This is a genomic window from Gillisia mitskevichiae, assembly GCF_003634585.1.
In the GTDB taxonomy this organism is placed as follows: domain Bacteria; phylum Bacteroidota; class Bacteroidia; order Flavobacteriales; family Flavobacteriaceae; genus Gillisia; species Gillisia mitskevichiae.
Genome location: NZ_RBLG01000002.1, coordinates 533,422 through 559,706, shown reverse-complemented (window position 1 = coordinate 559,706; position 26,285 = coordinate 533,422). Strand labels below are relative to the sequence as shown.

At 34.5% G+C, this 26,285-nt stretch carries 26 protein-coding genes and 1 tRNA gene; 10 read left to right on the top strand and 17 right to left on the bottom strand.

Annotated features, from left to right (window positions below):
* Nucleotides 1-350: 350 nt before the first annotated feature.
* The gene (locus BC962_RS08300) at nt 351-770 is read left to right on the top strand and encodes a nucleoside-diphosphate kinase (protein ID WP_121345530.1); all 420 of its coding nucleotides are present in this window, start codon (nt 351-353) and stop codon (nt 768-770) included.
* A gap of 163 nt (nt 771-933) precedes the next feature.
* Here BC962_RS08300 and BC962_RS08295 read toward each other — a convergent pair whose 3' ends face one another.
* Genes BC962_RS08295 through recF form a run of 3 tightly spaced genes read right to left on the bottom strand, consistent with a single transcriptional unit; the run spans nt 934 to nt 2,724 of the window.
* A complete protein-coding gene (locus BC962_RS08295) occupies nt 934-1,230 on the bottom strand; it encodes a DUF721 domain-containing protein (RefSeq protein WP_121345529.1) in 297 nt (98 codons plus the stop codon).
* The gene (locus BC962_RS08290) at nt 1,211-1,648 is read right to left on the bottom strand and encodes a hypothetical protein (protein ID WP_121345528.1); all 438 of its coding nucleotides are present in this window, start codon (nt 1,646-1,648) and stop codon (nt 1,211-1,213) included. Before BC962_RS08290 ends, BC962_RS08295 begins: the two co-directional genes overlap by 20 nt.
* Complete coding sequence (gene recF / locus BC962_RS08285) at nt 1,645-2,724, bottom strand: DNA replication/repair protein RecF (RefSeq protein WP_121345527.1); 1,080 nt, start codon at nt 2,722-2,724, stop codon at nt 1,645-1,647. Before recF ends, BC962_RS08290 begins: the two co-directional genes overlap by 4 nt.
* 145 nt (nt 2,725-2,869) lie before the next feature.
* On the opposite strand from recF, the gene BC962_RS08280 reads away from it, so the two are divergent.
* The 7 genes from BC962_RS08280 to BC962_RS08250 all read left to right on the top strand — a co-directional run bounded on the left by BC962_RS08280 (nt 2,870) and on the right by BC962_RS08250 (nt 9,071).
* Nucleotides 2,870-3,640, top strand: coding sequence for a tetratricopeptide repeat protein (locus BC962_RS08280; RefSeq protein ID WP_121345526.1), 771 nt, complete (start codon nt 2,870-2,872; stop codon nt 3,638-3,640).
* A 9-nt stretch (nt 3,641-3,649) separates the two neighbouring features.
* Nucleotides 3,650-4,147 (top strand): 6,7-dimethyl-8-ribityllumazine synthase, encoded by a 498-nt coding sequence (gene ribH / locus BC962_RS08275; protein WP_121345525.1) that lies wholly within the window; start codon nt 3,650-3,652, stop codon nt 4,145-4,147.
* Nucleotides 4,148-4,257: 110 nt separating this feature from the next.
* Nucleotides 4,258-4,539, top strand: coding sequence for a hypothetical protein (locus tag BC962_RS08270; RefSeq protein ID WP_121345524.1), 282 nt, complete (start codon nt 4,258-4,260; stop codon nt 4,537-4,539).
* Nucleotides 4,540-4,551: 12 nt separating this feature from the next.
* Nucleotides 4,552-6,402 (top strand): DNA mismatch repair endonuclease MutL, encoded by a 1,851-nt coding sequence (mutL, locus tag BC962_RS08265; RefSeq protein ID WP_121345523.1) that lies wholly within the window; start codon nt 4,552-4,554, stop codon nt 6,400-6,402.
* Complete coding sequence (locus tag BC962_RS08260) at nt 6,403-7,146, top strand: rhomboid family intramembrane serine protease (protein ID WP_121345522.1); 744 nt, start codon at nt 6,403-6,405, stop codon at nt 7,144-7,146.
* On the top strand, nt 7,146-8,045 hold the full coding sequence (locus BC962_RS08255) for a rhomboid family intramembrane serine protease (RefSeq protein ID WP_121345521.1): 900 nt from the start codon (nt 7,146-7,148) through the stop codon (nt 8,043-8,045). The genes BC962_RS08260 and BC962_RS08255 overlap by 1 nt, the downstream gene beginning before the upstream one ends.
* Nucleotides 8,046-9,071: an endonuclease/exonuclease/phosphatase family protein gene (locus BC962_RS08250; RefSeq protein ID WP_245984125.1), complete on the top strand. Its 1,026-nt coding sequence runs from the start codon at nt 8,046-8,048 to the stop codon at nt 9,069-9,071.
* 5 nt (nt 9,072-9,076) lie between these two features.
* On the opposite strand, the gene BC962_RS08245 is transcribed toward BC962_RS08250, so the two are convergent.
* From BC962_RS08245 to BC962_RS08185, 13 genes are all read right to left on the bottom strand, one after another.
* Nucleotides 9,077-9,694, bottom strand: coding sequence for a WbqC family protein (locus BC962_RS08245; RefSeq protein ID WP_121345520.1), 618 nt, complete (start codon nt 9,692-9,694; stop codon nt 9,077-9,079).
* A gap of 192 nt (nt 9,695-9,886) precedes the next feature.
* A complete protein-coding gene (gene lepB / locus BC962_RS08240; protein ID WP_121345519.1) occupies nt 9,887-11,449 on the bottom strand; it encodes a signal peptidase I in 1,563 nt (520 codons plus the stop codon).
* A 53-nt stretch (nt 11,450-11,502) separates the two neighbouring features.
* Nucleotides 11,503-12,207 carry a 4-hydroxy-tetrahydrodipicolinate reductase gene (gene dapB, locus BC962_RS08235; protein ID WP_121345518.1) on the bottom strand — a complete coding sequence of 235 codons (705 nt, stop codon included), beginning with the start codon at nt 12,205-12,207 and terminating at the stop codon, nt 11,503-11,505.
* A 2-nt stretch (nt 12,208-12,209) separates the two neighbouring features.
* Nucleotides 12,210-12,800 (bottom strand): DUF5683 domain-containing protein, encoded by a 591-nt coding sequence (locus BC962_RS08230; protein ID WP_121345517.1) that lies wholly within the window; start codon nt 12,798-12,800, stop codon nt 12,210-12,212.
* Nucleotides 12,790-13,692, bottom strand: coding sequence for a ParB/RepB/Spo0J family partition protein (locus BC962_RS08225; RefSeq protein ID WP_121345516.1), 903 nt, complete (start codon nt 13,690-13,692; stop codon nt 12,790-12,792). The genes BC962_RS08230 and BC962_RS08225 overlap by 11 nt, the downstream gene beginning before the upstream one ends.
* Nucleotides 13,693-13,695: 3 nt before the next feature.
* Nucleotides 13,696-14,460 carry a ParA family protein gene (locus BC962_RS08220; RefSeq protein WP_121345515.1) on the bottom strand — a complete coding sequence of 255 codons (765 nt, stop codon included), beginning with the start codon at nt 14,458-14,460 and terminating at the stop codon, nt 13,696-13,698.
* A gap of 198 nt (nt 14,461-14,658) precedes the next feature.
* Nucleotides 14,659-15,540, bottom strand: coding sequence for an SDR family oxidoreductase (locus BC962_RS08215; protein WP_121345514.1), 882 nt, complete (start codon nt 15,538-15,540; stop codon nt 14,659-14,661).
* Nucleotides 15,541-15,627: 87 nt separating this feature from the next.
* Nucleotides 15,628-17,757, bottom strand: coding sequence for a methylmalonyl-CoA mutase (scpA, locus tag BC962_RS08210; RefSeq protein WP_121345513.1), 2,130 nt, complete (start codon nt 17,755-17,757; stop codon nt 15,628-15,630).
* Between the two features lie 17 nt (nt 17,758-17,774).
* On the bottom strand, nt 17,775-19,154 hold the full coding sequence (locus tag BC962_RS08205; protein ID WP_121345512.1) for a methylmalonyl-CoA mutase subunit beta: 1,380 nt from the start codon (nt 19,152-19,154) through the stop codon (nt 17,775-17,777).
* Between the two features lie 42 nt (nt 19,155-19,196).
* Nucleotides 19,197-19,511 carry an FtsB family cell division protein gene (locus tag BC962_RS08200; RefSeq protein WP_121345511.1) on the bottom strand — a complete coding sequence of 105 codons (315 nt, stop codon included), beginning with the start codon at nt 19,509-19,511 and terminating at the stop codon, nt 19,197-19,199.
* A 19-nt stretch (nt 19,512-19,530) separates the two neighbouring features.
* A complete protein-coding gene (udk, locus tag BC962_RS08195; RefSeq protein ID WP_121345510.1) occupies nt 19,531-20,139 on the bottom strand; it encodes a uridine kinase in 609 nt (202 codons plus the stop codon).
* Nucleotides 20,140-20,255: 116 nt separating this feature from the next.
* The gene (locus BC962_RS08190) at nt 20,256-20,711 is read right to left on the bottom strand and encodes a c-type cytochrome (RefSeq protein ID WP_183075469.1); all 456 of its coding nucleotides are present in this window, start codon (nt 20,709-20,711) and stop codon (nt 20,256-20,258) included.
* A complete protein-coding gene (locus BC962_RS08185; protein WP_121345509.1) occupies nt 20,712-21,836 on the bottom strand; it encodes a PQQ-dependent sugar dehydrogenase in 1,125 nt (374 codons plus the stop codon).
* Between the two features lie 178 nt (nt 21,837-22,014).
* Here BC962_RS08185 and BC962_RS08180 point away from each other — a divergent pair.
* Nucleotides 22,015-22,092: transfer RNA gene (locus BC962_RS08180), tRNA-Pro, on the top strand.
* Nucleotides 22,093-22,304: 212 nt separating this feature from the next.
* Nucleotides 22,305-23,519: a site-specific integrase gene (locus BC962_RS08175; protein ID WP_121345508.1), complete on the top strand. Its 1,215-nt coding sequence runs from the start codon at nt 22,305-22,307 to the stop codon at nt 23,517-23,519.
* 119 nt (nt 23,520-23,638) lie between these two features.
* Here BC962_RS08175 and BC962_RS08170 read toward each other — a convergent pair whose 3' ends face one another.
* On the bottom strand, nt 23,639-26,284 hold the full coding sequence (locus BC962_RS08170) for a carboxypeptidase-like regulatory domain-containing protein (RefSeq protein ID WP_121345507.1): 2,646 nt from the start codon (nt 26,282-26,284) through the stop codon (nt 23,639-23,641).
* Nucleotide 26,285 lies beyond the last annotated feature (1 nt).

Genomic DNA, 26,285 nt, shown 5'->3' with positions numbered 1-26,285 from the left:
ATTCTATTCCAATTTCAAAAAAAACTCAAATCTTATTCTGAAGTTTTCTTAATAATACTGTTGAATCCAACTTTAAATTCGTGGGTGAAATTACAAAATATATATTTTATAAAATGATGGAATGTCGCTATTATAAATCGGGAATTTATAAGATAGTTAAAAGCAATTGCTGCAGTAGTTAGAATAAATTATCATTTTTAAAGTTGCCTTTAAGAGTAGTTATACTTTATGAATTTGTACCATACCTAAACTTTAGAAAAAATAACATACTAGAAGGATCATAAATAAAAAGTAAAATCTTGCATAAAGTGTTCAAATTCGTACTTTTGCAAAAAATTAAAAACCATATCATGGCTAAGAATAGAACTTTTACAATGCTTAAACCCGATGCAGTTGAAAACGGGAACATCGGTGCGATCCTTGAACTTATTAATACTTCAGGATTTAGAATCGTTGCAATGAAATTAACTCAGATGTCTCGTAAAGATGCTGAAACTTTTTATGCTGTTCATAACGAACGTCCGTTTTTTGGAGAGTTAGTAGAATACATGACAAGAGGACCTATTGTTGCCGCAGTATTAGAAAAAGATAATGCAGTTGAAGATTTTAGAACATTAATTGGTGCTACAAACCCAGCTGAAGCTGCAGAAGGAACTATCCGTAAGAAATATGCTGCTTCTATTGGAGAAAATGCTGTTCACGGAAGTGATAGTGATGAGAATGCTGCTATAGAAGCTGCTTTTCATTTTGCAGGAAGAGAATTATTCTAGATGTAATTTAGATAGAATTAAAAAAGCCGTTTCCTTATAGGAAGCGGCTTTTTTTGTTTTTTATTTATTTTATGATTGTAAAATAAAATCCGTCATTTTGAACTTGATCCAGAATCCCTCTGAAATAATTCCAATAACTATAGGAACAGGACGACGTGTTATGTTACCTAAGGACTAATTTTGTGATCAAATCCTTTTTAAGTGCTTCATTTAGAATCTTAATGATCTTCTCTCTCCCGTAACTCAATTCTTCCCTTAACACAGAAGAACTAAGTTGAATAAACAATGTGCTGCCTTCCAGCTTTATAGCCGTGGTATATTTTACAATTCCAGGTCCCATTTGGTCATTCCAAACATCCTTAACGTTTACTTTATCTAAACCTTTTTGAAGCTTATTTGAGGACACAAAACTTTCTAATGCCTCACTCAACTTCATATTCTCATTCATTCTCTTTTTCATCTAAATCTAATTTTAGAGGTTTGTATCGTTTATAGTGATAAATGATTCCACGCTCATTTTTTAAACTAAGTTCCTCTTTTTTGGAAGCTACAATAAATTCTTTCCAATTATTAAAAGATGTAGAATAATGTAAAACCACTTTTTTATCTTCTATTTTAACAAGGATTTTTTCTGGCTCTCCCGCAGGCTTATATGTGCCATCAAACTGTGGTTTTACTTTTATTCTAAAGCCAACACTATCCACGATCTCGATGTAATCTACAATTTCATTGATCTTAAAATCTCTAATGGAATCTTTTGTAAATTCAACTTTTTCAATGCCCCAATAGCCATTAATATGTTCTAATTGCTCTTCAGGTTTATTTGTACAACTGTTTAAGGAGATCATTAGGATTAATAGGATGCTAATTCTCATCATAATTTAAATATTTTGAAGGTTTGCTTGCTTTCTTTCATCACCTTTTCAGTTCTATCTTCATGTGTATCGCTAATAAAGATCTGTCCGAGTTCGTCTGTGGCTACAAGCGCTATAATATGTGCTACACGTTGTTCATCTAACTTATCGAAAATATCATCTAATAATAAGATTGGATTTACCTTGCTTACTCTTTTAATAAAGTCGAATTGTGCCAGCTTTAATGCAATAAGAAAGGATTTTTGTTGTCCTTGAGATCCAAACTTTTTAATAGGATGCCCATCTATTTCGAAACTTAGATCATCTTTATGCAGTCCTACGCTAGTATATTGAAGGACCATGTCTTTTTGAAGATTCTCCTCCAATAAAGTTGAAATAGACTTTTCAAATAATTTGCTCTTATATTCTAATCTAACTTCTTCCTGATTATTTGCGATCTCTGAATAGCGTTCGTTGAAGATCGGAATAAATTCATTTAAGAAATCCTTTCGCTTTTCAAAGATGATATTTCCAAATTCTGATAATTGCGCATTATAGATCTCTAGAGTATCACGATCGAATTTTGTGTTCGCTGCAAAATATTTTAATAAGGCATTTCGCTGCGCTAGTACTTTTCCGTAGGAAATCAATGAATTTAGATAAAGTTGATCGCTTTGTGAAATTACGCCATCCATAAATTTCCTTCTGGTATCACTACCTTCTATAATAAGGTCGCGATCGCCGGGAGAGATCATAACTGCAGGTATAAACCCAATATGTTCACTAAATTTCTCGTAAGGCTTATTGTTTCTTTTAATCACCTTCTTTTGTCCACGCTTCGCACTAACAAGGATGTGTTCTTCTCGCTCATTTTTATCTAAAGAGCCTTCAATAACAAAAAAATCTGCATCGTGATTGATGTTTTGACTAGTAATTGGGTTGAAATAACTTTTACCAAAAGATAAATGATAGATACTATCTAAAACATTGGTTTTTCCAACGCCATTTCTACCCACAAAACAATTTATTTTGGAGTCGAAATCAAAACTGGAGGAATCTAAATTTTTATAATTGACTAAGGAAAGCGTTTTTAAAAACATAAAATGCTGGTATTCAGCTTAATAATTATTAATTTCAATTTAATAAAGGTAATAGAAACGCGCCGAAAGTATTAAAAAATAAGAAATAATTTCTCTTTCAAATAAGAATAAAAATTTTATTTTTGCGACTCATTAAACCAATTTTATGGCTACGTACAAGAAAAAAGCTTCTAAACCTTCTACTAAAGAAGAAAGAAAGAATCATATAGAGGAAGAATCTACAACTGCAGAAGTTTTTAACACCTTAGATGAAGGTGCTGGAAGAACAGAAGAGTGGGTTGCAGAAAACCAAAAATGGATCTACATTATTGTTGGACTGGCGGCTGTTGTTGTTTTAGGATATTTAGGATGGCAACGTTTTATCCAAGAGCCTAATGAATTGGAAGCTTCTAACGAAATGTTTCAAGCGCAACAATATTTTGACACTGCTCTAGCTGGATCCGGCGCAGAGAGTGACTCTTTATATACTATGGCATTGAATGGTGGGGAAGGAAAATATGGTTTCTTAGATATCATAGATAACTACGGAAGCACAAATGCAGGAAATCTAGCTCATTACTATGCTGGATTTGCATATTTAAATACCAATAAGTATCAGGAAGCGATAGATCATTTAGAAGATTTTGATGGTGACGATGAGATCCTATCTGCTTTAGCTGTTGGTGGAATGGGAGATGCATTTCTTCAATTAGATCAGCCTAAAGAAGCATTAAATTATTACGAGAAGGCAGCAACTATGCGTTCTAACGACTTTACTGCTCCAAGATTTTTATTAAAAGCTGCTATCACTGCTATCCAATTAGGAGAAGGTGAAAAAGCTACTGAATATTTAAATAGAATTAAAGACGAATTTGCTAATACTCCAGAAGCAAATCAAGTTGCTATCTATTTAGGTAAAGCAGAAGCAATGAACTAAAGATTTTCTATGGCAACTCAAGGAAAAAATCTTAGCGAATACGATAAAAGCCAAATGCCGGAAGCTAAAAACTTCCGGTTTGGTCTTGTTGTAGCCGAATGGAATGAAAATATTACGGAAGGACTTTTTAAAGGTGCTTTTGATACTTTGAAGGAAAATGGGGTGATCAACGAGAATATTGTTCGTTGGAATGTTCCGGGAAGCTTCGAGCTTATTTATGGTTGTAAAAAAATGCAACAAAGCTATGATATGCTAGATGCAATTATTGCTATTGGAAGTGTAGTGGAAGGGGAGACCAAACATTTCGATTTTGTATGCCAAGGAGTAACTCAGGGAATTAAAGATCTTAATGTTCAAAATGATATTCCTGTAATTTTTTGTGTCCTAACAGATCAAAATATGCAACAAGCTATAGATCGTTCTGGAGGAAGATTTGGCAATAAAGGTTCTGAAGCTGCTGTTACCGCTATTAAAATGGCACAATTAAGAATAGACGCCAAGTTTTAATACTTATTCCTTTAGGCATTATTCTTGTACTTTTCTTTTTGCTTGAACAAGCTTTCTTTTCTCTCGCTTTTTAAGTAAATTTGAAGTTCTATTAAGAAATAAAAAGTATTTTGAAATTCAGCCTGTATAAATCTAAGAAGAACACCCGATATAATTACACTCCACGTTATTATAAGGGTAAGGATACAGGGAATATTTACGATTTCGATTCTAAATTCAACAAATATAAAAACACCACAAATTCTATAGACTTCGGTGCTCAATGGGCAGATGCCAGAAGTTCTAGTAGGACTAGAGGTAATCGCGAGATCAATAAACGTGTGATCTATATTATTATCATCTTGGTAATAATTTTCTTGTGGATCATAGATTTTGATTTATCCATCTTTTAGAATTAATTTTCCATGACCGATGTAATTCATCTACTGCCAGACCATGTGGCTAACCAAATCGCTGCGGGAGAGGTAGTACAAAGGCCAGCTTCTGTAATTAAAGAATTGCTTGAGAATGCTATTGATGCAAACGCATCAACTATACAAGTTTATATTAAGGAAGCCGGCAAGATCCTTATAAGTGTTATAGATGATGGTTCTGGAATGAGCATTACCGACTCCAGACTAAGTTTTGAGCGTCACGCTACCTCTAAAATTAAAGCTGCTGAAGATCTTTTTCAACTTCAAACCAAAGGATTTAGGGGAGAGGCACTAGCCTCTATAGCCGCAATTGCTCATGTTGAATTAAAAACAAGAAGAGAGGAAGATGAAGTTGGAACTTGCATAAAAATTGAGGGCAGCCAGATTACTTCTCAAGAAGTTTGTGTTACGGCAAAAGGAACTTCTATAAGTGTAAAGAATCTTTTTTATAATATTCCTGCCAGAAGAAACTTCTTAAAGTCGGATACGGTTGAAACCCGACATATCATAGATGAATTTCAGAGGGTAGCTTTAGCACATCCAGGAATTTCATTTTCATTAGTTCATAATACAGGAGAATTATTTAATCTTCCCGCTTCTAATTATCGGCAACGAATCACCAATATTTTAGGTGGAAAATCCAATGAGAAATTGGTTCCAGTTAATGAAGAAACAGAGATCCTGAAAATTTCTGGATTTGTTGGAAAGCCAGAATATGCTAAGCGAACAAGAGGAGAACAATTCTTTTTCGTGAATGACAGATTCATAAAAAGCCCTTATTTAAATCATGCAGTAAGTGCGGCATTCGAAGGACTTTTAAAGGATAGAGCTTATCCTAGCTACTTTTTATATCTGCATGTAGATCCTAAGAGTATAGATATTAATATCCATCCCACCAAGACAGAAATAAAGTTTGATGATGAGCATGCTTTATATGCAATTTTAAGAAGCGCCATAAAACATAGTTTGGGACAATTTAATGTAGCCCCAATTCTGGATTTTGAAAGAGATCCCAATTTGGATACGCCTTATAATTATGAAAATAAGCGAGCTTCAACCCCACAAGTTGAAGTAGATAGAAGCTTTAATCCTTTTAAAAATGAAGCTTTAACTTCTTCAAATTATAAAAGTAATTTTAAAAAGGAATCCTCGAGTTGGGAAAGCCTTTACACAGGTTTGCAATCTGAAACTATTGGTAACGATATAGATGTTCGCCAGATAGAATTTGAGAGTGAAGAAGTAACAGGGAATTTGTTTGGAGCTAGCAATACAGAAGAGACCCAAAGTTCCACTTTTCAGTTAAATAAAAAATTCATTATTAGCACTCTTAAAAATGGGATGTTAGTAATAGACCAACATAGAGCGCATACGAGAATTTTATACGAAGAGCTTTTAAAAAGTATTACGGTTTCTGCAGCAGTTAGCCAGCAGTTGTTATTTCCGTTAGTGCTTCAGTTTAATCAACAAGAGACTGAGTTGCTTAAAGGGATCAAAGATTCATTAGAGCAAACAGGTTTCATATTTTCTGAGATCACTGCTAATTCCGCAGAAATTATTGGGATTCCAACCTCTATTTCAGAGAGTGAAGTAGAAATGTTATTAGAGCAACTATTGGTAGATTTTCAAAATGAAGTGCCAGAAAACAATTTTTCTCATACAGATCTACTTGCTAAATCTTTGGCAAAGAGTATGGCTGTTAAGTCTGGAAATTTGTTGAATGCTACAGAACAGCAACATATTGTTAATGGATTATTTGCTTGTAAAGAGCCTAGTTTAACTCCGTTTAACAAACCTGTTTTTATTACCTTGCCAGTGGAAGAACTGGAAAAAAAATTCATGTAAATGGGAAGAATTACAGATACTGTTAAAGTACTTATTATAATTAATGCCATCTTTTTTATTGGTACTATGTTTATTGGGGATTATACCTATAAATTATTTTCCCTTTGGTTCTTTCAGAACGAGAACTTCGGAGTTTGGCAAGTTGTTACACACATGTTCATGCATGGAGGTTTTATGCATATTCTTTTTAATATGTATGCGTTATGGGCTTTTGGTAGTCCCATAGAACAAATGCTTGGGAAGAATAAATTCATTTTCTTTTATTTCTCCTGCGGAATTGGAGCTGCAATTATACATTCTTTAGTTAATTATTTTCACGTTCAATCTGGTTTCAATGCGTTATTAGATGCGGGAATGAATCCTGTAGATATTCAGCAATTATTAGAAACAGGGCAATATAATACTTCCATTTTAGGTAGTGTTTCTAAAGACACTCTAGAAGGCATGTTTACGGCATATAATACTCCTGCTGTTGGTGCTTCTGGAGCAATTTATGGAGTTTTAGTTGCATTTGGTATGTTATTTCCAAATGTTGAATTATTTTTACTATTCGTACCAGTGCCAATTAAGGCGAAGATATTTATCCCTATTTTAATAGCAATAGATCTATTCTCTGGCGTAACCGGATATTCATTATTTGGTGGAGGAATAGCTCATTTTGCACACGTTGGTGGGGCTCTATTTGGCTTTATAATGATGTGGTACTGGAAAAAGAATCAGTTTGAACAAAATAGGTGGGATTGATGGGACCAGCAGATAAATTCAGATATAAATTGCAAACAGCAACAGTAGTTGAAAAACTGATTGCGATAAATGTATTGGTATTTATCTTGTTTTTCTTGATTAAAACCATCACGTTTCTCTTCAAGCTGCCTTCAGATTTTATTACCGAATGGTTGGTTTTTCCTAAAGAAATTGGAGAATTTGTTTTTAAACCTTGGTCTATAATTACTTATTCCTTTTTGCATTCAGGGATTTGGCATATACTTTCCAACATGCTTATCCTTTATTATGCAGGGATCTATTTTCTGAATTATTTCTCTTCAAAAAAACTGCTCACATTTTATTTCCTTGGAATTATAATAGGCGCCTTAGTTTATATGTTAAGTTATAATCTATTCCCTGCTTTTGAGGCCACTGGTAAGTCTTATTTGGTAGGTGCTTCGGCAGGTGTAATGTCGGTCTTGGTAGGTGTAGCCACTAAGGTCCCTAATATGAGAATTAGGTTGATGTTCTTAGGATCTATAAAGTTTTGGTATATCGCCGCCTTTTTAGTAGTAATAGATATTATACAAATTCCATTTGGTAATGCAGGTGGGCATTTCGCACACTTGGGTGGTGCTTTCTTTGGATATATGTATACCAAGCAACTGGCACAAGGTAATGATATAGCAAGTGGTTTTGAGAAGTTTATAAATTGGTTCATTTCTTTATTTGATTCTTCCAAAAAGCAGAAAGCTACAATGAAAACCGTTTATAAGAAAAAAAGAGCTAGTCCATACAAAACAAAGGTTCCCATCATTAATAAAGATGAAAAGCAGCAAAAAATTGATGCTATTCTAGATAAGATTAGTACTAGCGGGTATGATAGTTTAACTAAGCAAGAGAAAGATTTTCTATTTCAAGCAGGTAAAGACAAATAAATGAAGAATCTCGGCCTGTTGGATAAACTAATATTTGTCTTAAACTCGTTTATGGCCTTCGCGCTATTACTTTCTTACTTATTGCCATATGTCCCTCCAAAAACTTTTCCGCTACTTTCTGTACTTAGTTTAGGAGTACCATTATTAATTCTATGTAATTTCATTTTTTTACTTTTTTGGGCAATTCGTTTTAAAAGACAGTTATTCCTATCATTAATTGTTTTAGTATTAGGTTATAACTATGTGCTTTCCTGGATCCAATTTTCCAGTGAGCCAGACTCTATAGGAGAAAACAGTATTTCCTTGATGAGTTATAATGTGCGGATGTACAATGCTTATAAATGGGCAGAAGATGATAAGATTCCTGAAAAGATTTCTAGTTTTATTGCTGAAAAGGATCCAGATATTTTAGCCACTCAAGAGCATTTTGTAGGTGTTTCAGGAATGGCAAAAAGATATCCTTATAAATTTATAAAGTTGAAAGAAGGCGGTTCCGAGTTTGGCTCAGCGATCTTTTCAAAATATCCTATTATTAAAAGTCATTCTGTAGATTTTCCTGAAAGTGGAAACAATAATGCGATCTTTGTAGATATTGTTAAGAATGAGGATACATTGCGTATTTTCAATGTTCATTTTCAATCCTTAAATATAAAGCCAGGAATAGACGATCTGCAAAAGGAAGATTCTAAAAAGCTTTTTGGAAGGATTGGTCATGGGTTCAAACTTCAGCAAAAGCAAGCGGAAATGATGATGGCAGAGGTGAAAAATTCTCCTTACAAGACTCTGATCATGGGAGATTTTAATAATACGGCATTTTCATATATCTACAAACTAGTAAGGGGAGATAGGTTTAAAGATGCTTTTCTTGAAGTGGGTAGTGGGTTTGGAAAAACCTTCAATCTAAGTTATTTCCCGCTCAGAATCGATTTTATGATGATAGATGAAGGCTTAAAAACTCAAACTTTTGAGGTGTTTCCTGTGAAATTATCAGATCATTATCCAATATTTTCTACTATTAGTTGGTAAGTATTCTAAATAGATTTTAGATATTCTATAGCGTTTGGTCCTTCATTAAAAAGTAGATCTAAGATACATAGGTTATGTAGAAAGCCATATTTTTCTTGAAAGACTTGCATATATTTAGGGATCTCCACTAAACTTTTAGCATTTATTAAATTCCGAAGATCACTTATATTTTCCGGCTGTTTGTTGTATTCAAAAGTGTATGCTTTTTCGAGATCTAATTGAAGGCATTCCAATACCGTTTCAAAACAATCCATATTAAACTCATAGAGGGTTTCATATACTTTGCTGAACAAAGGAGCAAGTTCATCTTCGTAGAATTCAAAAAATGGAGAGGTCTGGTATGCAGTCTTCAGAGATTTCCAATGAACACTTTGCCATTTATCATCATTATCTATTTTAACCTCACTATATTTTTGGTGAACCTTAACCTTGGTTTTAGGTACATGTTTTATAGGGATATTCAAACTGAGCTTTCCATTCGCCCCATAAATATACATTCGGTTGCGATAGGTTTGCTTTTGGAAATTATCTTCTTTTTCTATCCAAACTTTATCTGCATTCACTAATTCCTTAAACTGAGAAATAGGACCAAAATATGGAAGACTTACTAAGATCTCTTTCATGAGAATTAAAATTAATTATGGATTATCCTTATTTATTCAGAAAGATACTTGACCATCTCGTCACTTTGAATTTGTTTCAGGGTCTTCATCAGAATTACTGAGATGCTGAAACAAGATCAGCATGGCTACAAGTCTGAATATAGATAGTAAAAATGATTACTGTCGCCAAAATGAACAAAGATTTAATTTTATCTAAGAATCTCTTTTCTTCTTGAAGAAATTATAACCGAATAATGCCAATAACCCAATTAAGAAATATGGTAAATAGGAAGTAGGTTCATCATCTCCACTAACGGTTGTGAATAAACGCTCCCAACGAATTTTATTCATGATCCCTGTTCCATTCGTATCCCAACTAAACCAAACAAATACTGGTTTTCCTACTACGTGATTTTCCGGGACAAATCCGAAATAACGGCTATCTAAGCTATTATGGCGATTATCTCCCATCATCCAGTAGTAATCCATTTTAAAGGTGTAAGTGTCTGTAGGCTGTCCGTTAAGAAGTACTTGAGTGCCATTTACACTTAGCTTATTATCGATTCCTAATTCAGATCCTTCATAAACTTCTATTAATCTCTTGTAGAAAGGTAAAGTTTCAAGGTTTAACTTAGTAGTTGTTCCTTTCTTCGGAATATAAATAGGTCCCAAATTATCCTTATTCCATGATAGGCTTTTAGATTTCGGAAACAAACCTTGTTCTTTATTTCCAACTGAATCATTTATGCGTTCAAGAGCTTCAACATTCGGGTGATTCTTGAACTTATTGTAAGAATCCTCCGTAAGATTTATAACAAATCTATTAGAACTCTGATCGTAGCTGTAAGGATCTGTAATGTCATATCGTTCATATAAATAATATGGGTCGAATGCTTTTCCTTTGGAAAGTCCTATATAATTGTATTGTAATTTGGCTCTTCCTGGTAATTTAAGTGGATCATTATTTATATAAACTTTACCATCTACAATGCTTAAAGAATCTCCTGCAACCCCAACAGCACGTTTTACGTAATTGGTTTTCTTGTCTATTGGTTTGTAATAGTATTTATCGGTAGTCATCATATATCGCATAGTATCAACCGGCCAGTTGAAAACCACGATATCTGAACGTTCAATTTTTTCAAATCCCGGGAGTCTGAAATAAGGGATTTGAGGTTTTGGTAAATATGATTTAACTCCTAACACAGGAATAGTATCATGAACCATTGGGAAAGCAACTGCCGTTAATGGAGTTCTCGCACCATAATGGAATTTACTCACAAACAGAAAATCTCCTACCAATAATGTTTTTTCTAAAGACGAAGTAGGGATGGTAAATGGCTGAATAAGATATGTATGTACTAAAGTTGCCGCGATCACAGCAAATAATATAGAACTTATCCATTCTCCAGCTGCACTTCTGGGATGTAAACTTCTATCTTGGATGTAAGTTACATCTGCCATGTAGTTTACATAGTAGATATAAAGGCCAAAGGTAGCCACCACTAAAATGGTATCCAGTAAAGAATGTTTTCCAAAACTTCGAATAGTTTCTACCCAAATCACGGGGAACATGATCAAGTTTACTATTGGTATAAACAATAAAATAGTCCACCACCAAGGTCGGTGGATGATCTTCATTAAAACTACAGCATTATAAACTGGAATAGCAGCTTCCCAAGCTTGTCTTCCTGCTTTTATGTATAATTTCCAAGTTCCTAAAAAATGGATAACCTGAATGATCAGGAAAAACAAGAACCACTGCGTAATAGTCATATATTTTATGTTTATGGTATAGGTGTCTTATTTAAAGATACCGTTACATTTATTTAGGTCAAATTTTGTAGGACGTCCTTCATAGAAAACACTCCTTTTTTATCTTTAATCCATTCTGCAGCAATTACAGCGCCCAGAGCAAAGCCTTCTCTAGAATGTGCTGTATGCTTAATTTCTATGGAATCTACCTCAGAAGTATAAGAAACAGTATGTGTTCCAGGAACGTTTTCTTCACGTTTTGCTGTTATAGGGATTTCATTTTCTTCAGCGTGATCCAATTGCCAGCCTTCCTTTCTGGAATTGGTAATTATTTGTTGCGCCAAACTAATTGCCGTGCCACTTGGAGCATCTAATTTTTGAAGATGATGTATTTCTTCGATCTCTACTGAATAATTCTGAAAAGGATCCATGATCTTAGCTAACTTCTCATTTAGATCGAAGAACAAATTCACACCGATGCTAAAATTGGAAGCATATAAAAAAGCTGAATTTTCAGCTTCGCAAAGTTTTACAGCTTGCTCATAATTATCTAACCAGCCCGTGGTTCCAGATATTACAGGTAGCTGACTTTTAATACAAGTTTTAATATTCGTAAATGCAGCCTTAGGAATGCTAAAATCTATTGCAACATCAGCTTCAGAAAGATCTATATTTTCTATGTTTTCAGTAATTTTATGAGAAATGCTATGTCCGCGTTCTATTGCTACGCGCTCAATAATTTTTCCCATTCTGCCGTAACCTAAAAGTGCTATCTTCATATTTAGAAGTTGAAATTTAAGGACATTCCGTATCTCGTCTTTCCTGAGAATTCATCAAAATTAACGGCGGGTTTAAAGGATAGATCTTCGCTTACGTTGAATTGCTGAAGATGGGCATCTACATTGGCATCTATAATATTTAAAATATAAATTCCAGCAGTAACCAATAACGAGATCTCCTTATTTCGCTGATAAGCTTTTTGAGCCCTAATTAATCCTGGCGTGCTAACTTGAACAACTCCATCTACAATGAATTCATCGTTTTCAAATCCAGCTAATCTACTTTTGTAAGCATCACGATATCTATCATATTTTTTATCGTTATCCAGATAAATACCAATACCAATACCAAGACCGACATAAGCAATTGGGATCTTCCAATATTTCCCATTATAAGCTTGTCCTAAACCAGGTAAAACAGCGGAGTAAAATGCTGCTTTTGCAGGAGCTAATGGGTCGTATTCCTTATAATCTTTTTTTGTTTCTACAAGTGTTTCTTGATTGGTTTTAATCTGCAAAGTATCCTTTTGAGCCACTACTAAAGTAGTCACCATAAAAAAGACAAAAGCAGTAAATAGATACTTAAGATTCACCCTGGATCATTTTTTTAATTCTATTAAAATCTTCTTCTGAAGTAAATGGAATTATAAGTTTTCCTTTTCCTTTTGAAGCGACCTTAATATCCACTTTAGCGCCAAGATATTCAGAGAATTCTTTGATGCCTTTTTTATATTCCTGAGAAAGACTTGGGCTTTTAGAAACAGTCTTCTTTGTTTCTCCGCCAGATAATTCCCGAACTAATTTCTCTGTATCTCTAACAGATAAAGAACGTTCTAAGATCTTTTCGTAAATATCCAACTGTAGCTGCGGATCTTCAATATTGATTATTGCTCGACCATGACCCATAGATAAAAAGCCATCTCTCATTCCTGTTTGAATGATCGGATCTAATTTCAACAATCTTAAATAATTCGCAATGGTAGATCTATTTTTCCCTACACGATCGCTTAATTGTTCTTGAGTAAGGTTAATTTCATCTATTAATCTTTGGTAAGAAAGTGAGATCTCAATTGGGTCTAGATCTTGGCGCTGAATATTCTCTACCAAAGCCATTTCCAAAGATTCCTGATCGTTCGCAATACGAATGTAGGCAGGAACAGTTTTTAAACCAATAAGTTTGGAGGCTCTAAATCTTCGTTCTCCAGAAACTAACTGGAATTTATTAAAGTCTAATTTTCTTACAGTTATTGGCTGTATAACACCCAATTCCTTTATAGAAGAAGCTAATTCACGTAAGGACTCTTCATTGAAACTTGTTCTTGGCTGAAATGGATTTACTTCTATAGAAGTAAGTTCCAGTTCAACAATATGTCCAACAAGTTTATCGGCATTTTTATCTTCCGCAGATTTTATATCCTGCTCTGGATCTTTCAGTAGCGCTGAAAGCCCGCGGCCTAATGCTTGTTTTTTGGTAGCTTTCGCCATCGTTTAGCTATTTTTCTTAATTATTTCATGTGCCAGACTTAAATAGTTACTGGCTCCTTTGCTTGCAGCATCATAATTTATAATGCTTTCCCCGTAACTAGGGGCTTCACTTAAACGCACATTTCTTTGAATGATTGTTGTAAATACCATTTCATTAAAATGCTTCTGAACTTCTTCTACCACCTGATTGGACAGTCTTAATCTAGAATCGTACATGGTTAATAAAAGGCCTTCAATATCTAATTTATCGTTATGGATCTTCTGTACACTTTTAATGGTATTCAATAGTTTACCAAGACCTTCTAAAGCAAAGTATTCACATTGGATCGGAATGATTACAGAATCTGAAGCAGTTAATGCATTCAAGGTTAATAAGCCTAAAGAAGGCGCGCAATCTATTAAAATATAATCGTAACTATCTTTTAAATGGGTGATGGCTTTCTTTAGCATGTATTCTCGTTCATCTTGATCTACCAATTCTATCTCTATAGCAACAAGATCGATATGAGAAGGAATGATATCCAGATTTGGAGAATTCGTCTTTATTATAGCCTCTTCAGCTTTGCAAGAATGTTCTAAAAGTTGATAAGTTCCTAATTCTACAGCTTCCACATCTATCCCTAAACCAGATGTTGCATTGGCTTGAGGATCTGCATCTATTAGTAATACTTTTTTTTCAAGAACTCCTAAGGAAGCCGCTAAATTTACTGAAGTAGTAGTTTTACCAACTCCACCTTTTTGGTTCGCAATAGCAATGATTTTGCCCATTAATTGTATTCTATTTTAGAAGGTAAAAATACAATTTATTATAGCTTAATAAAATGATTTTGTTAACAGCTTCTACAATGTTAAAAAGATTGAATCCCTCAATGAGGGTTTAATTTCTAGGTCTTGCCTCGAATTTTTAAAAAGGGTTTCCATACTCATACCGCATGACTCTTTCCCCGATATTCTAAATCTATATTTTTATTTGCTCTTCTTAGATCGAATCATAGCTTCCAACTGATCCCACATTTCCTCTGGAATTGCTTCTAATAAATTGAATTGTCCAGCTCCTTTAAGCCATTCTCCACCATCTATAGTGATCACTTCCCCATTTACGTAAGCAGAAAAATCTGATAGCATATAGGCAGCAAGATTTGCCAATTCTTGATGGTCCCCAACTCTTTTTAAAGGAACTTTTTTTGCAAGATCAAACTTCTCCTTTAAATCTCCTGGTAATAATCTGTCCCAAGCTCCTTTAGTAGGAAATGGTCCTGGTGCAATAGCATTAGATCTAATTCCGTATTTCGCCCATTCTACAGCCAAAGACCTCGTCATCGCTAAAACACCTGCTTTTGCAGTAGCACTAGGTACAACATATGCAGATCCAGTCCAAGCATAGGTAGTCACGATGTTTAAAATAGTTTTATCTACTTCCTTTTTATCTATCCAATATTTTCCAAAAGCAAGGGTACAGTTCTTACTTCCTTTTAAAACAATATCTATAATAGTATCAAAGGCATTTGCACTTAATCTCTCGGTAGGAGAAATGAAGTTTCCAGCTGCGTTGTTTAATAATGAATCTACCTTACCAAATTTAGCTACAGTTGCTTCCAACATTGCTTCAACTTGATCGTAATGACGAACATCACACTGTAATGGTAAACAAGTTCCACCAGTTTCAGCTTCCAATTCTTTTGCGGTATTTTCTAGCTTCTCCAAATTTCTGGAAGTAATTGCCACATTGGCTCCTAATTCCAAGAAATATTTAGTCATCGCTTTTCCAAGTCCGCTACCACCACCGGTAACAACAATAGTTTTACCTTTTAAGGCATCATCACGAAGCATTTTTTTAGTATAATCCATATTTTTCAGTGTTCAGTATTTAGTTTTCAGTTCCTATTAATAGATCTGGATTAATAGGCTTACTGTGACTACATACTTTTTGGTTAATTAATCTATTAATATTTCTAAAAGCTGAATGGCAGCTTCACTTATTTTGGTACCCGGACCAAAAACAGCAACTGCACCGGCATCAAATAAGAATTGATAATCCTGAGATGGAATAACCCCACCCACAATTACCATAATATCTTCTCTGCCATGCTTTTTTAATTCTTCTATTACTTGCGGAACTAAAGTTTTATGTCCTGCCGCTAATGAGGATACTCCTAAGATATGAACATCATTTTCCATAGCTTGTTTTGCAGCTTCCGCAGGAGTTTGAAATAAAGGTCCAATATCTACATCAAAACCAAGATCAGCATAGCCAGTAGCTACTACCTTTGCGCCACGGTCATGTCCATCTTGTCCCATTTTAGCGATCATGATACGGGGACGTCTTCCATCTTGTTCCGCAAATTTATCGGCTAGTTCTCTTGCTTTAATAAAGGAAACATTGTCTTTCATCTGTTTTGAATATACGCCACTAAAGGTTTGAATTTTCGCTTTATATCTTCCGTAAACTTCTTCTAAAGCATCGCTTATCTCACCCAAGGTAGCTCTTTCTCGAGCCGCAGATACTGCTAATTCCAACAAATTACCGTCCTTATTTTTAGCGGCACTAGTTAAAGCTTTTAAGGCAGCATTCACTTTTTCTTGATCTCTGCTTTCTTTTATTTGCTTTAACCTTTCAAGTTGTTGCAAACGAACGGTTTGATTATCCACTTCCAAAGTAACAAGAGGATCTTCCTTTTCTAATCTATATTTGTTGTTTCCAACAATAATATCGGTCTCGCTATCTATTCGTGCTTGTTTATTGGCTGCAGCTTCCTCTATACGCAACTTAGGAATTCCAGCTTCAATAGCCTTGGTCATTCCACCTAATTCTTCAACTTCTTCAATTAGCTTCCAGGCTTTTTGCGAGATTTCATGAGTTAGGCTTTCTACATAATAACTTCCTGCCCAAGGATCTACCGTTTTGGTAATATTGGTTTCTTGCTGCAGATATAATTGTGTGTTTCTGGCAATTCTTGCCGAAAAATCGGTAGGTAACGCAATCGCTTCGTCTAAAGCATTCGTATGCAGAGATTGGGTGCCTCCAAAGGCTGCCGCTGCTGCTTCTATACAAGTTCTGGCAACATTGTTAAAAGGATCTTGCTCTGTTAAACTCCATCCACTTGTTTGGCAATGAGTTCTTAAAGCTAGAGATTTCTCACTTTTCGGGTTAAATTGTTTTACCAATTTTGCCCACAGCATTCTGGCAGCTCTCATTTTGGCGATCTCCATAAAATGGTTCATTCCAATAGCCCAGAAAAAGGAAAGTCTTGGCGCAAAACTGTCAATATCCATTCCTGCTTCCAGTCCTTTTCTTATATATTCCAATCCGTCAGCTAAGGTATATGCCAATTCAATATCGCAAGTTGCTCCTGCTTCCTGCATATGATATCCTGAAATACTTATGCTATTGAATTTCGGCATCTTTGCTGAAGTGTATTCAAAGATGTCAGATATTATTCTCATTGAAGGAGTAGGAGGGTAGATGTACGTATTACGCACCATGAATTCCTTTAAAATATCATTCTGTATAGTTCCAGATAATAAGGAAAGATCTACACCTTGCTCTTCTGCTGCAACTATATAAAATGCCATAATTGGAAGTACTGCCCCATTCATGGTCATAGAAACCGACATTTTATCTAGTGGGATTTGATCGAAGAGGATCTTCATATCTTCCACAGAATCTATAGCAACCCCTGCTTTTCCAACATCTCCAACCACTCGTTCATGATCACTATCATAGCCTCTATGTGTTGGCAGATCGAATGCTACAGAAAGTCCTTTTTGGCCCCCTGCTAAATTTCTTCTATAAAAAGCATTGCTTTCTTCAGCAGTAGAAAAACCTGCATACTGGCGAATTGTCCAGGGTCTTCTCACATACATAGTGCTATAAGGTCCACGCAAATAAGGCGCAATTCCCGCAGCAAAATGTAAATGCTCCGCATCTTCAATATCATTTTTAGAATACACTTTTTTTAGCGGAATATCTTCTGCTGTCATAAAAGTGCTATCCAAATTACTATTCGAAGATGCAGGTGAAGCTTCTTTCTTAAGTTTTATATGTTGAAGATTTTTTCTAGACATTTGTTTTATACTTAATGCTATTGTTCCGTTTTTAATCTTTCTTGCTCCGATCTTTCTGAAAGGCGTCTTTCCAAAATTGGCTGGAGTAAGGTTTTTCTCGGATTCATTTTCAGGAAGGGATACAATTCTAATTCTTTTGCCATTCTATCCTCTGGATTTTGGAATTTATTGGTTCCTATAAGAGTGATCTTTCCAGCATCGAATAGTTCCTGTTCTTTGGTAGCACTTTCAGCTATCTTTCGTTGAATGATTCCTTCCTTTAACTGCTTTAAAAATCCGCCGGCATTTTCTATCTCCTTAAAGATCTCTAAGGCTTTCTCTGCAAACTGCAGAGTTAGTGATTCTATATAATAAGCTCCATCTGATGCATTGGAAACCTTATCGAAATAGCTTTCATTTTTCAATACTAATAATTGATTGCGGGCAATCCTATCTCCAAATTCATTGTTCTTATGGTAAATGGCATCGTAAGGAGAATTGTAAACTTCATCTGCACCACCAAGTACTGCACTCATGCTTTGAGTGGTTGTTCGGAGGAGATTGACATTATAATCGTATAAGGTTTTATCTCTTTTTGAAGGTTGAGCTAAAATGCTGCATTTTTCTGAAACTTTATATTCTGAAGCTAAACTTGAAAATAACAATCTAAACGCTTTCAGTTTTGCGATCTCAAAAAAGTAATTGGAACCGGTAGCGGTTAAGAATTGAAGCTTAACTTCAGTATTAGTATTCTCCTCATTGTTAAAATGATTCAAATATTCGTTTGCATGGGCGAGCATATAGGCCAATTCCTGGGGAATCGTTGCCCCGGCATTTTGATACAAAGTACCATCTACGCTAATTACAGATTCGAAACCTTTGGTATTAGTAACTATTTTGTTCAAGATCTCATGATCCTTTTTTAAGTCATGATACCAGTTTCCAGAACGTGCTAAATTCCCAATAATATCTACCTGTAAGCTTATCTTATGTTCCTTTCCTGCTAAAAATGAAATTAAATTATTAGTAGTCTCTTCAGAAAGAAATTCAAAAGAAATATAAATAGGAGTATCGTTTAGTTCGACATTTTTAAATAGGGTTTTAAAATCTATTTTTTCCGAAGAAATAACAAACCATAAACTTTCTGCTCCTTTGTTAAGAACTTCCAAAGCTTTGATGTTGCTTTTAATATCCGATGCTACGTAGATCTTCTCACAAACATTCCAAGAAGTTGGGTTTGCAACAGAGATATTTTCTTTTAGGTCTTCAGCATTATAAAAGGGTTTTACCGAAATCCCATCTTTGCTATGAAAAATAAGGGTTTCATTATAATCTGCTCCTTTCAAATCGAATTGAATTTTCTGCTTCCATTCTTTGGCAGAAACTTCACGGAATTCGTTGAATAAGGTGTGACTCATAATAGCTGTTTTAAAATATAAATTTGTAAAACCAAAGTATGCTTAATCTATGGTGTCGTAATGAATGATATAGATATCTTCATCGGCTCTTTTCATGTAATAATGCTGTCTGGCATAACTTTCCAATTCAAAAGAATCGTTAAGATTTTCTATGATAGCTTTATCCTTAGAGATTTCTTTTTGGTAGTATTCTTTATTTACTTGTAATTTATTTACTTCTTCATCTAGTTCTCTATGGATTAACCAAGAGTTACTATCTAAAAAAAGCATCCATCCGCCAAAAATAAGTAAGATCAGCACGTATTTGTTACTGATGATTTTAAACCATTTTTTATTGCGAAGTTCCTTTAGTTTCATAAGTTTTAAAGATACAAAATTACGCCAATCTGTCTTTGATGATAGTTTGAACAATATCTACCGCCACGTTGTTATATCTATTGGTTGGAATAATGATATCTGCAAATTCTTTTGTAGGCTCAATAAACTGCTGATGCATAGGTTTTAAAGTAGTTTGATAACGCCAAAGCACTTCATCCAGATCCCGTCCTCGATCATTAATGTCGCGTTTTAATCTTCTAATTAAACGCTCATCACTATCTGCATGAACGTAGATCTTTATATCGAACATATCCCGAATATCTGCATGAGTAAGAATAAGAATACCCTCTACAATGATCACTTTTTTAGGCAGAATCGTTACAGTTTCTCCAGTTCTATTGTGTTCTTTAAACGAATACACAGGCTCTTCTATAGAATTTCCGCTCTTAAGCTCTTTAAGATGAGACACAAGAAGATCAAAATCGATGGATTTAGGATGGTCGAAATTTATCTTTACACGTTCTTCCAAAGACAAATGGCTGGTATCCTGATAATAAGAATCTTGAGAAATAACGGCAACCTCCTCATTTTTTAATTCATTAATGATCTGATTCACAACCGTGGTTTTTCCACTACCGGTACCACCGGCTATTCCAATAATAAGCATCTATAAATATTTTGGCGCAAAGTTAATTATAAGTTTGAAATAGGGGAGTAGTCCATCATTTTTATTGAATTTTAGATTGCCAAATCTATATGATCTAGAAAAGTATATGAAAAGCTTTATTTAGAGATAGCCTTAACCTCTTCTATAGTTACTTCTTTCTTAGAGCTATTACCCCATGAATTGGAAATATAATTCATAACATCTGCCACTTCTTGATCACTTAAACCCTGTGGGGCCATCACATTATTATAGCTTTCACCATTTACTTCAATAGGCCCAGATAAACCATATTTTATAGCTTTAAGACTCTCCGTTCTCTTATCTACTAGCCAATTAGAGCCAGCTAGTGGTGGGAAGTTACCTGGAATTCCTTTTCCGCTTGGTAAGTGGCAGGTTACACAAAAATTTGAAAAGACTTCTTTACCTCTTGCAAAACTTTCTGAAACTTTTTCCTGCTGTAGGTTATCTGAAATAGTGAATTCTTCTGAACTTGAGGTATTTTGATCTTTCTTTTTTTCTGAATTACAAGCCAAAAATAAGCTTGCCGTAAATAGTATAGGGAGTAGTTTCATTTATTTTGTTTTAGTTTCGTTAGCAATTAGTCTTACAATTCCAAGCCCTTCTACAGCTATATAAATATAGCCGTCTGGCCCTTGTCTTACGTCTCTTACTCTCCCAATTCCTTCCAGCAATCTTTCTCTTTTTACAACTTTTTCGCCGTCGAGAATATCCAGTTCCAAATATTGGAATTTAAGAGAGCCAATTAATAAATTATCTTTTAAATGCGGATATTTATCTGAAGTCACATAAGCCATTCCACTTGGTGCTATAGAAGGGATCCAATAATAAATAGGATCTTCCATATCTGGCCTGGAAGTTTCTGAGGTTATGGAAGTCCCGCTATAATTTTGACCAAATGTAACTACCGGCCACCCATAATTAGCACCTTTTTTAATAATATTAATTTCATCTCCGCCCATTGGTCCGTGTTCGTGTGCCCAGATTTCTCCAGTAATTGGATGAAGGATCATCCCTTGAGGATTTCTATGACCGTAACTATAAATAGCTTTTTTGGCAGTTTCATCATTTACGAATGGATTATCAGTTGGAATACTTCCGTCATCATTCAACCTATAGATCTTTCCATTATCTCTGGTAATATCTTGTGGATTCACATCTCTTTCTCCTCGCTCCCCAGCTGAAAAGTATAAATAACCCTCTTTATCAAATGCGATCCTTGATCCAAAGTGTTGACCCTTGGTAGTGTTTGGCGTAGCTTTATAAAGAACTTCCAATGAAGTTAACTGATTGTTCTGAAATTTAGCTCTAGATAAAGTCGTGTTTCCTCCTTCTTCATTTCCTTCTGAAGATGCGTAGGTGAAATAGATCCAGCCATTCTGTTCATAGTTTGGATGCAAAACAATATCTAATAAACCACCCTGTCCTCTGTTATAAACTTCTGGTATTTCCTGTACTTGTTGTTTTTTACCATCTTGGAAATGGATCAACTCGCCACTTTTTTCTGTAATTAGCATACTTCCATCTGGTAGAAATGCAATTCCCCATGGAATTTGGAGGTCGTCGACAATAGTTTCTACTGTGTAAGTATAGCTGCTGGCTTCTATGGTGGTGTCTTTTTGCGCACAAGCAGATAAAGACAGAAGTAGGACGTTAATTATGAGGAGATTAAATTTCATAAGTATGGTTTTAATTTATGTTAAAAATCGGAATTTGAATTTAAGTTAAATCCAAAAATTAATATAAGATAAAAATAATTCATTTAAATTTAATTGGGCGTAGGTAGATTGAAAGTAATTCTTATATTTGCAGCCGCTATGACAATAAGTATTTGTTACTTGTTAATTAGATAACCTTCGGGGTGTAGCGTAGCCCGGTTATCGCGCCTGCTTTGGGAGCAGGAGGCCGCAGGTTCGAATCCTGCCACCCCGACCAAATGGGTATTAAAACCCACCAAAACACTGTTAATCTCTTGATTATCAGTGTTTTTTGTTTTTAATGATATCAAATAATATCATTTAAATACATAAGTCTGGTGAATCATTCGGTGAATCCTTTTATTACAGATATTTACGTAACTTCATAGAGCATTTAACTGATTTGACTTTCGTCTTTGCAAACTGATTGTTTCATTAACGACGCTTGAAATGCCTAATTACACTACCTTTTCCGTATTATTCTTTGTTCGTAAACACCATAACGACACAAAGAAATTATTTATTTATGCCCGAGTTACCGTGGATGGAAAACGTTCAGAAATCAGCCTAAAAAGATCAATTTCGGTGAATCATTGGGACGCCTCAAAAGGACGTGCCAAGGGAACTACTCCAATAGCAAGAACCTTAAACCAGTATTTAAACCAGATCTATACTAAATTCTTGGACTGCCATAAACAACTTTCCTCAGAGAATAAAGTGGTTTCCGCCCAGAGTATCAAAGCCCGGTTCTATGGGAATGATGAACACCAGAAAACTTTGTTGGAATTAATGAGTTATCACAATTCCCACATGAAAAACGTGTTGAAACCCGGAACGATGAAAAATTATCATACCACCGAAACCTATTTAAAAGAGTTTTTAAAGCAGAAAATGAGCTGCAATGATATCGACATCAAACAAATCAACTATCGGTTCGTAACCGACTTTGAACAGTTTCTACGCCTATATTCTGTTAAGGTTTCTCGCAAGACTTGTGGCAATAATGGCACGATGAAACATTTGGAACGTTTTAAAAAGATGTTGAATCTTTCCATTAGGCTGGAATGGTTGGTTAAAAACCCTTTTGACAATTTTAAATTCAGGTTCGAGAAAAATGAGCGGCAATATTTAAGCAAAAGAGAACTTCAACTAGTAGAGAGCACTGCATTTACCAGTAGCAGCTTACAAAAAGTAAAAGACATTTTCATCTTCTCCTGTTATACAGGGCTTTCTTATATAGATCTAAAAGAATTGACCATTCATCAGATTATTAAAGGAATCGATGGCAACAATTGGATCTATACCAAACGGGAGAAAACAGACGAAACAGTAAAGGTGCCACTTTTGCCTCAGGCCCAAAATATTATAGATCAATATGCCGATAGTATAAAAGACGAATTTTTATTCCCGGTATTTTCTAACCAGAAAGTCAACAAATATCTAAAAGAGGTGATGCTGCAATTGAAAATAAAAAAAACAATTACCTTTCATTCTGCCAGGCACACTTTTGCGACCACGGTTACCTTATCGAACGGCGTTCCTATAGAAACTGTTTCCAAGCTTTTAGGACATACCAAATTATCTACCACTCAGATTTATGCACGAGTTTTAGAGAATAAATTAAGCGAGGATATGATGCTACTGAAAGAAAAACTAGGATCGTGATTTTAATAACGAAGATGTGTGCCTATTGCCTATATCTTTATACTACCGATGGTCACGTCACGTTTAAAAAATTCAGGCTTAGAGGCAAGTAGATGAATCTCTGAAAAGAAAAATTGAGCTTAAAAAGAAATTTTTAAACTTACCAGAAGTTGGGTAGGCCTAAGTCTATAGGTACTCTGAATATATGAGAACTCCGAATTAGATACTCTCACAAATTCATTGGTATTTAAAACATTATTCCAACTAGCTCTTAAATCAAAAGCCGGTTTTTTAAAGGTGTATTGATAATTTAAATTCAGGAAATAGTTATTACGATTTCTGTTTGAAATACTATTATAATAATATTCAGAATTTGCACTTAAATATTGCCGCTCACTTAAATAAAAGAAGAAATCTACGGAATGTGATTGAGTTCTTATTGGTTCAGTCTCTCTACTTTCTATAATAGTGTATAAATAACTTAAATCAGCATTATAAGTAGTGCTTAACCAATCTGTAATTTCAGATTCCAATTTCGCATTAAAATTCAAATTTTGATTTTGTATGTCTGCAAAACGCTCATTTAACAATTGTTCCCGTTCAATACTTGAAAAAGTAGAGCTTAAACTTAAAGTAGTATTGATTTTGCTAAAATATTTACTGCCCCTAAGGTTTAAAGTATGTGAATTAGAATAATTTTCCTTTACCAACGCTTCAAAAACGGTAGCTCCATTTTGATTTATAAGGTTGCTATATAAAAGGTTGTTTTTTGTTTGAGAAAATGAATAAGAACTACTGGCAAAAATGGAATTAATAGGATTACGGTAGGAAATTCGCCAGCTATAATTTTGTTGAAAATTCTCTGATATTGGTGCATTGTACCGTTGTAAATTCCGGTAGTCGGTAAGGATAAATCCGTAGTATAAATTAGTAACATCGCCAAAATTATTCTTAAGATTTGCGTATATGCTAGCTTCCCAAAATACTGAAAACTCTTTTTTAATAAATAAATCAGGTTCAAAAGTGAAGCGGATTAAGTTTTGCACTTTGTCTAAATTACGATCTTCAATATTAAAAATTCGGTAATTGAAAGGTGTTTGAAGGCGTATATTCCAGCTATTTTTCTTGTAGATAAACTTGCTTGTAAAATAAATATTTGAAGAAAAGAAATTGAGATCATTACGGTAATTTCCCTTAAGGGTTTCAGTTTCATTATTGTCAATTAGAATTAACTGACTATCCAATTTTTGATTTTGTATCGCAAAACCAATCTCAGGTGCAATAGTAATATCTTTTAATCCTTTGGTAAAGCCTGCGGAGTTTTCGGTAAAAAAAGTAAAAGATTTTAAAATCTGATTTGTACCTGTATAAGGCTGATTTTCATTCAATAATTCTTTGTATCGACCAGGATTTACATTTAGATTTTGTGAGGATCCTGTATAGCCGGTATTTGATGCAAAGGTAATTAGTTGTTTTCCGAATGGTTTAAGAAGTTTTAATTTATTTCTAAACGCCGAGAATGGGTTGTTAAGTGCTTGTAAGATTTGGTCATCTTGGGTACGAATATTACCAAACTGTGAATCCCAAAAATTATTGATTTCCAATGTGTTTTTCAGGTAATTATCATCTGTGTTCTTTTCCAAAATAAATTTAGACTGTAAATTTTTGTTATAAAAATTATTATTCACTCTTTCCAAAATAGAAATGGTATCATTCTGTGTAAAGAAAAGGGTTTGGGTATTTCCCATTTGTTGTTGACTATCGTTCAAATAAGATACATTTATCTTTAGGTCAATATCATTTTTAAGCCGAAACAAATAGTTAGCTGATCCTAAATGTACATTATTGTCCAGCCAGCGTTCTTGGGAAAAAGATGGTGCTGCAATTTTACGAATTGAAATCCAATCCCTTTTGTTGATATTAAGTTCCTGCCTTCCAAAATCTTCAAAGGAAAAGTCCCTGATCTCGAGAGATACATCGTTACCTGTATTGTTGCCTTGATAAGAAAAAATTGCTTGTTGTTTTTTGGTAAAAACCATCGGGGTAATATTTGCTTTCCAAAGAATGGGTGAAATACCGCTGCCCAGTTCAGCACTTCCTGTGAGGGTTACTTTTTTTTTAAGTTTTATATTTAAAGAAGCCCTTTCGGAAAACTCCAGACTGTCCAATAGCTTTATGGGTTGGTGGTTTTCCAGTATTTGAACCTGTGATACATCATCTGCCGAAAGGTTATTGTTGGCGAGGTTATACCTGCCTTCCAAAAGATCAAGGCCTTCTATATAATATTTCTGAATGGGTTCCCCTTGATAGTAAATTTGACCTGAACTGCGTATTTCTATTCCTGGCATTTTTTTTAGCACATCGGCTATTACCCGGTCTTTTTGATCTTTAAAAGCTGAAACGGAATAACTAAGGGTATCCCCTCTTTTTTCTATTATTTTTGATTCTATATGCACCTCTTTCAATTCTTCTGATGATTCTGTAAGTTGCACTATAATATGTTGAGTTTTATTTTGAAATTTATTATTCCAATTTTTAAAGCCCAAGTGTGCAACCTTGACGAAAAAGTATTCCGAATCAGTCTTTACATCTATCTGAAATTTGCCATAACTATCTGAAATACCATACGCAATTATATTTGCAGTTGAATCTTGGGTTATAGTAATGGTTGCCCCGCTCAAACGTTGGTTATCTTTATCAGTAATTTCGCCGGTAATAACTGTTTGCGAAAAACCTTTGCAAAAGAAAAATAACAACAAAAGGAGAAAGCAGGGTTTTAACTTCATT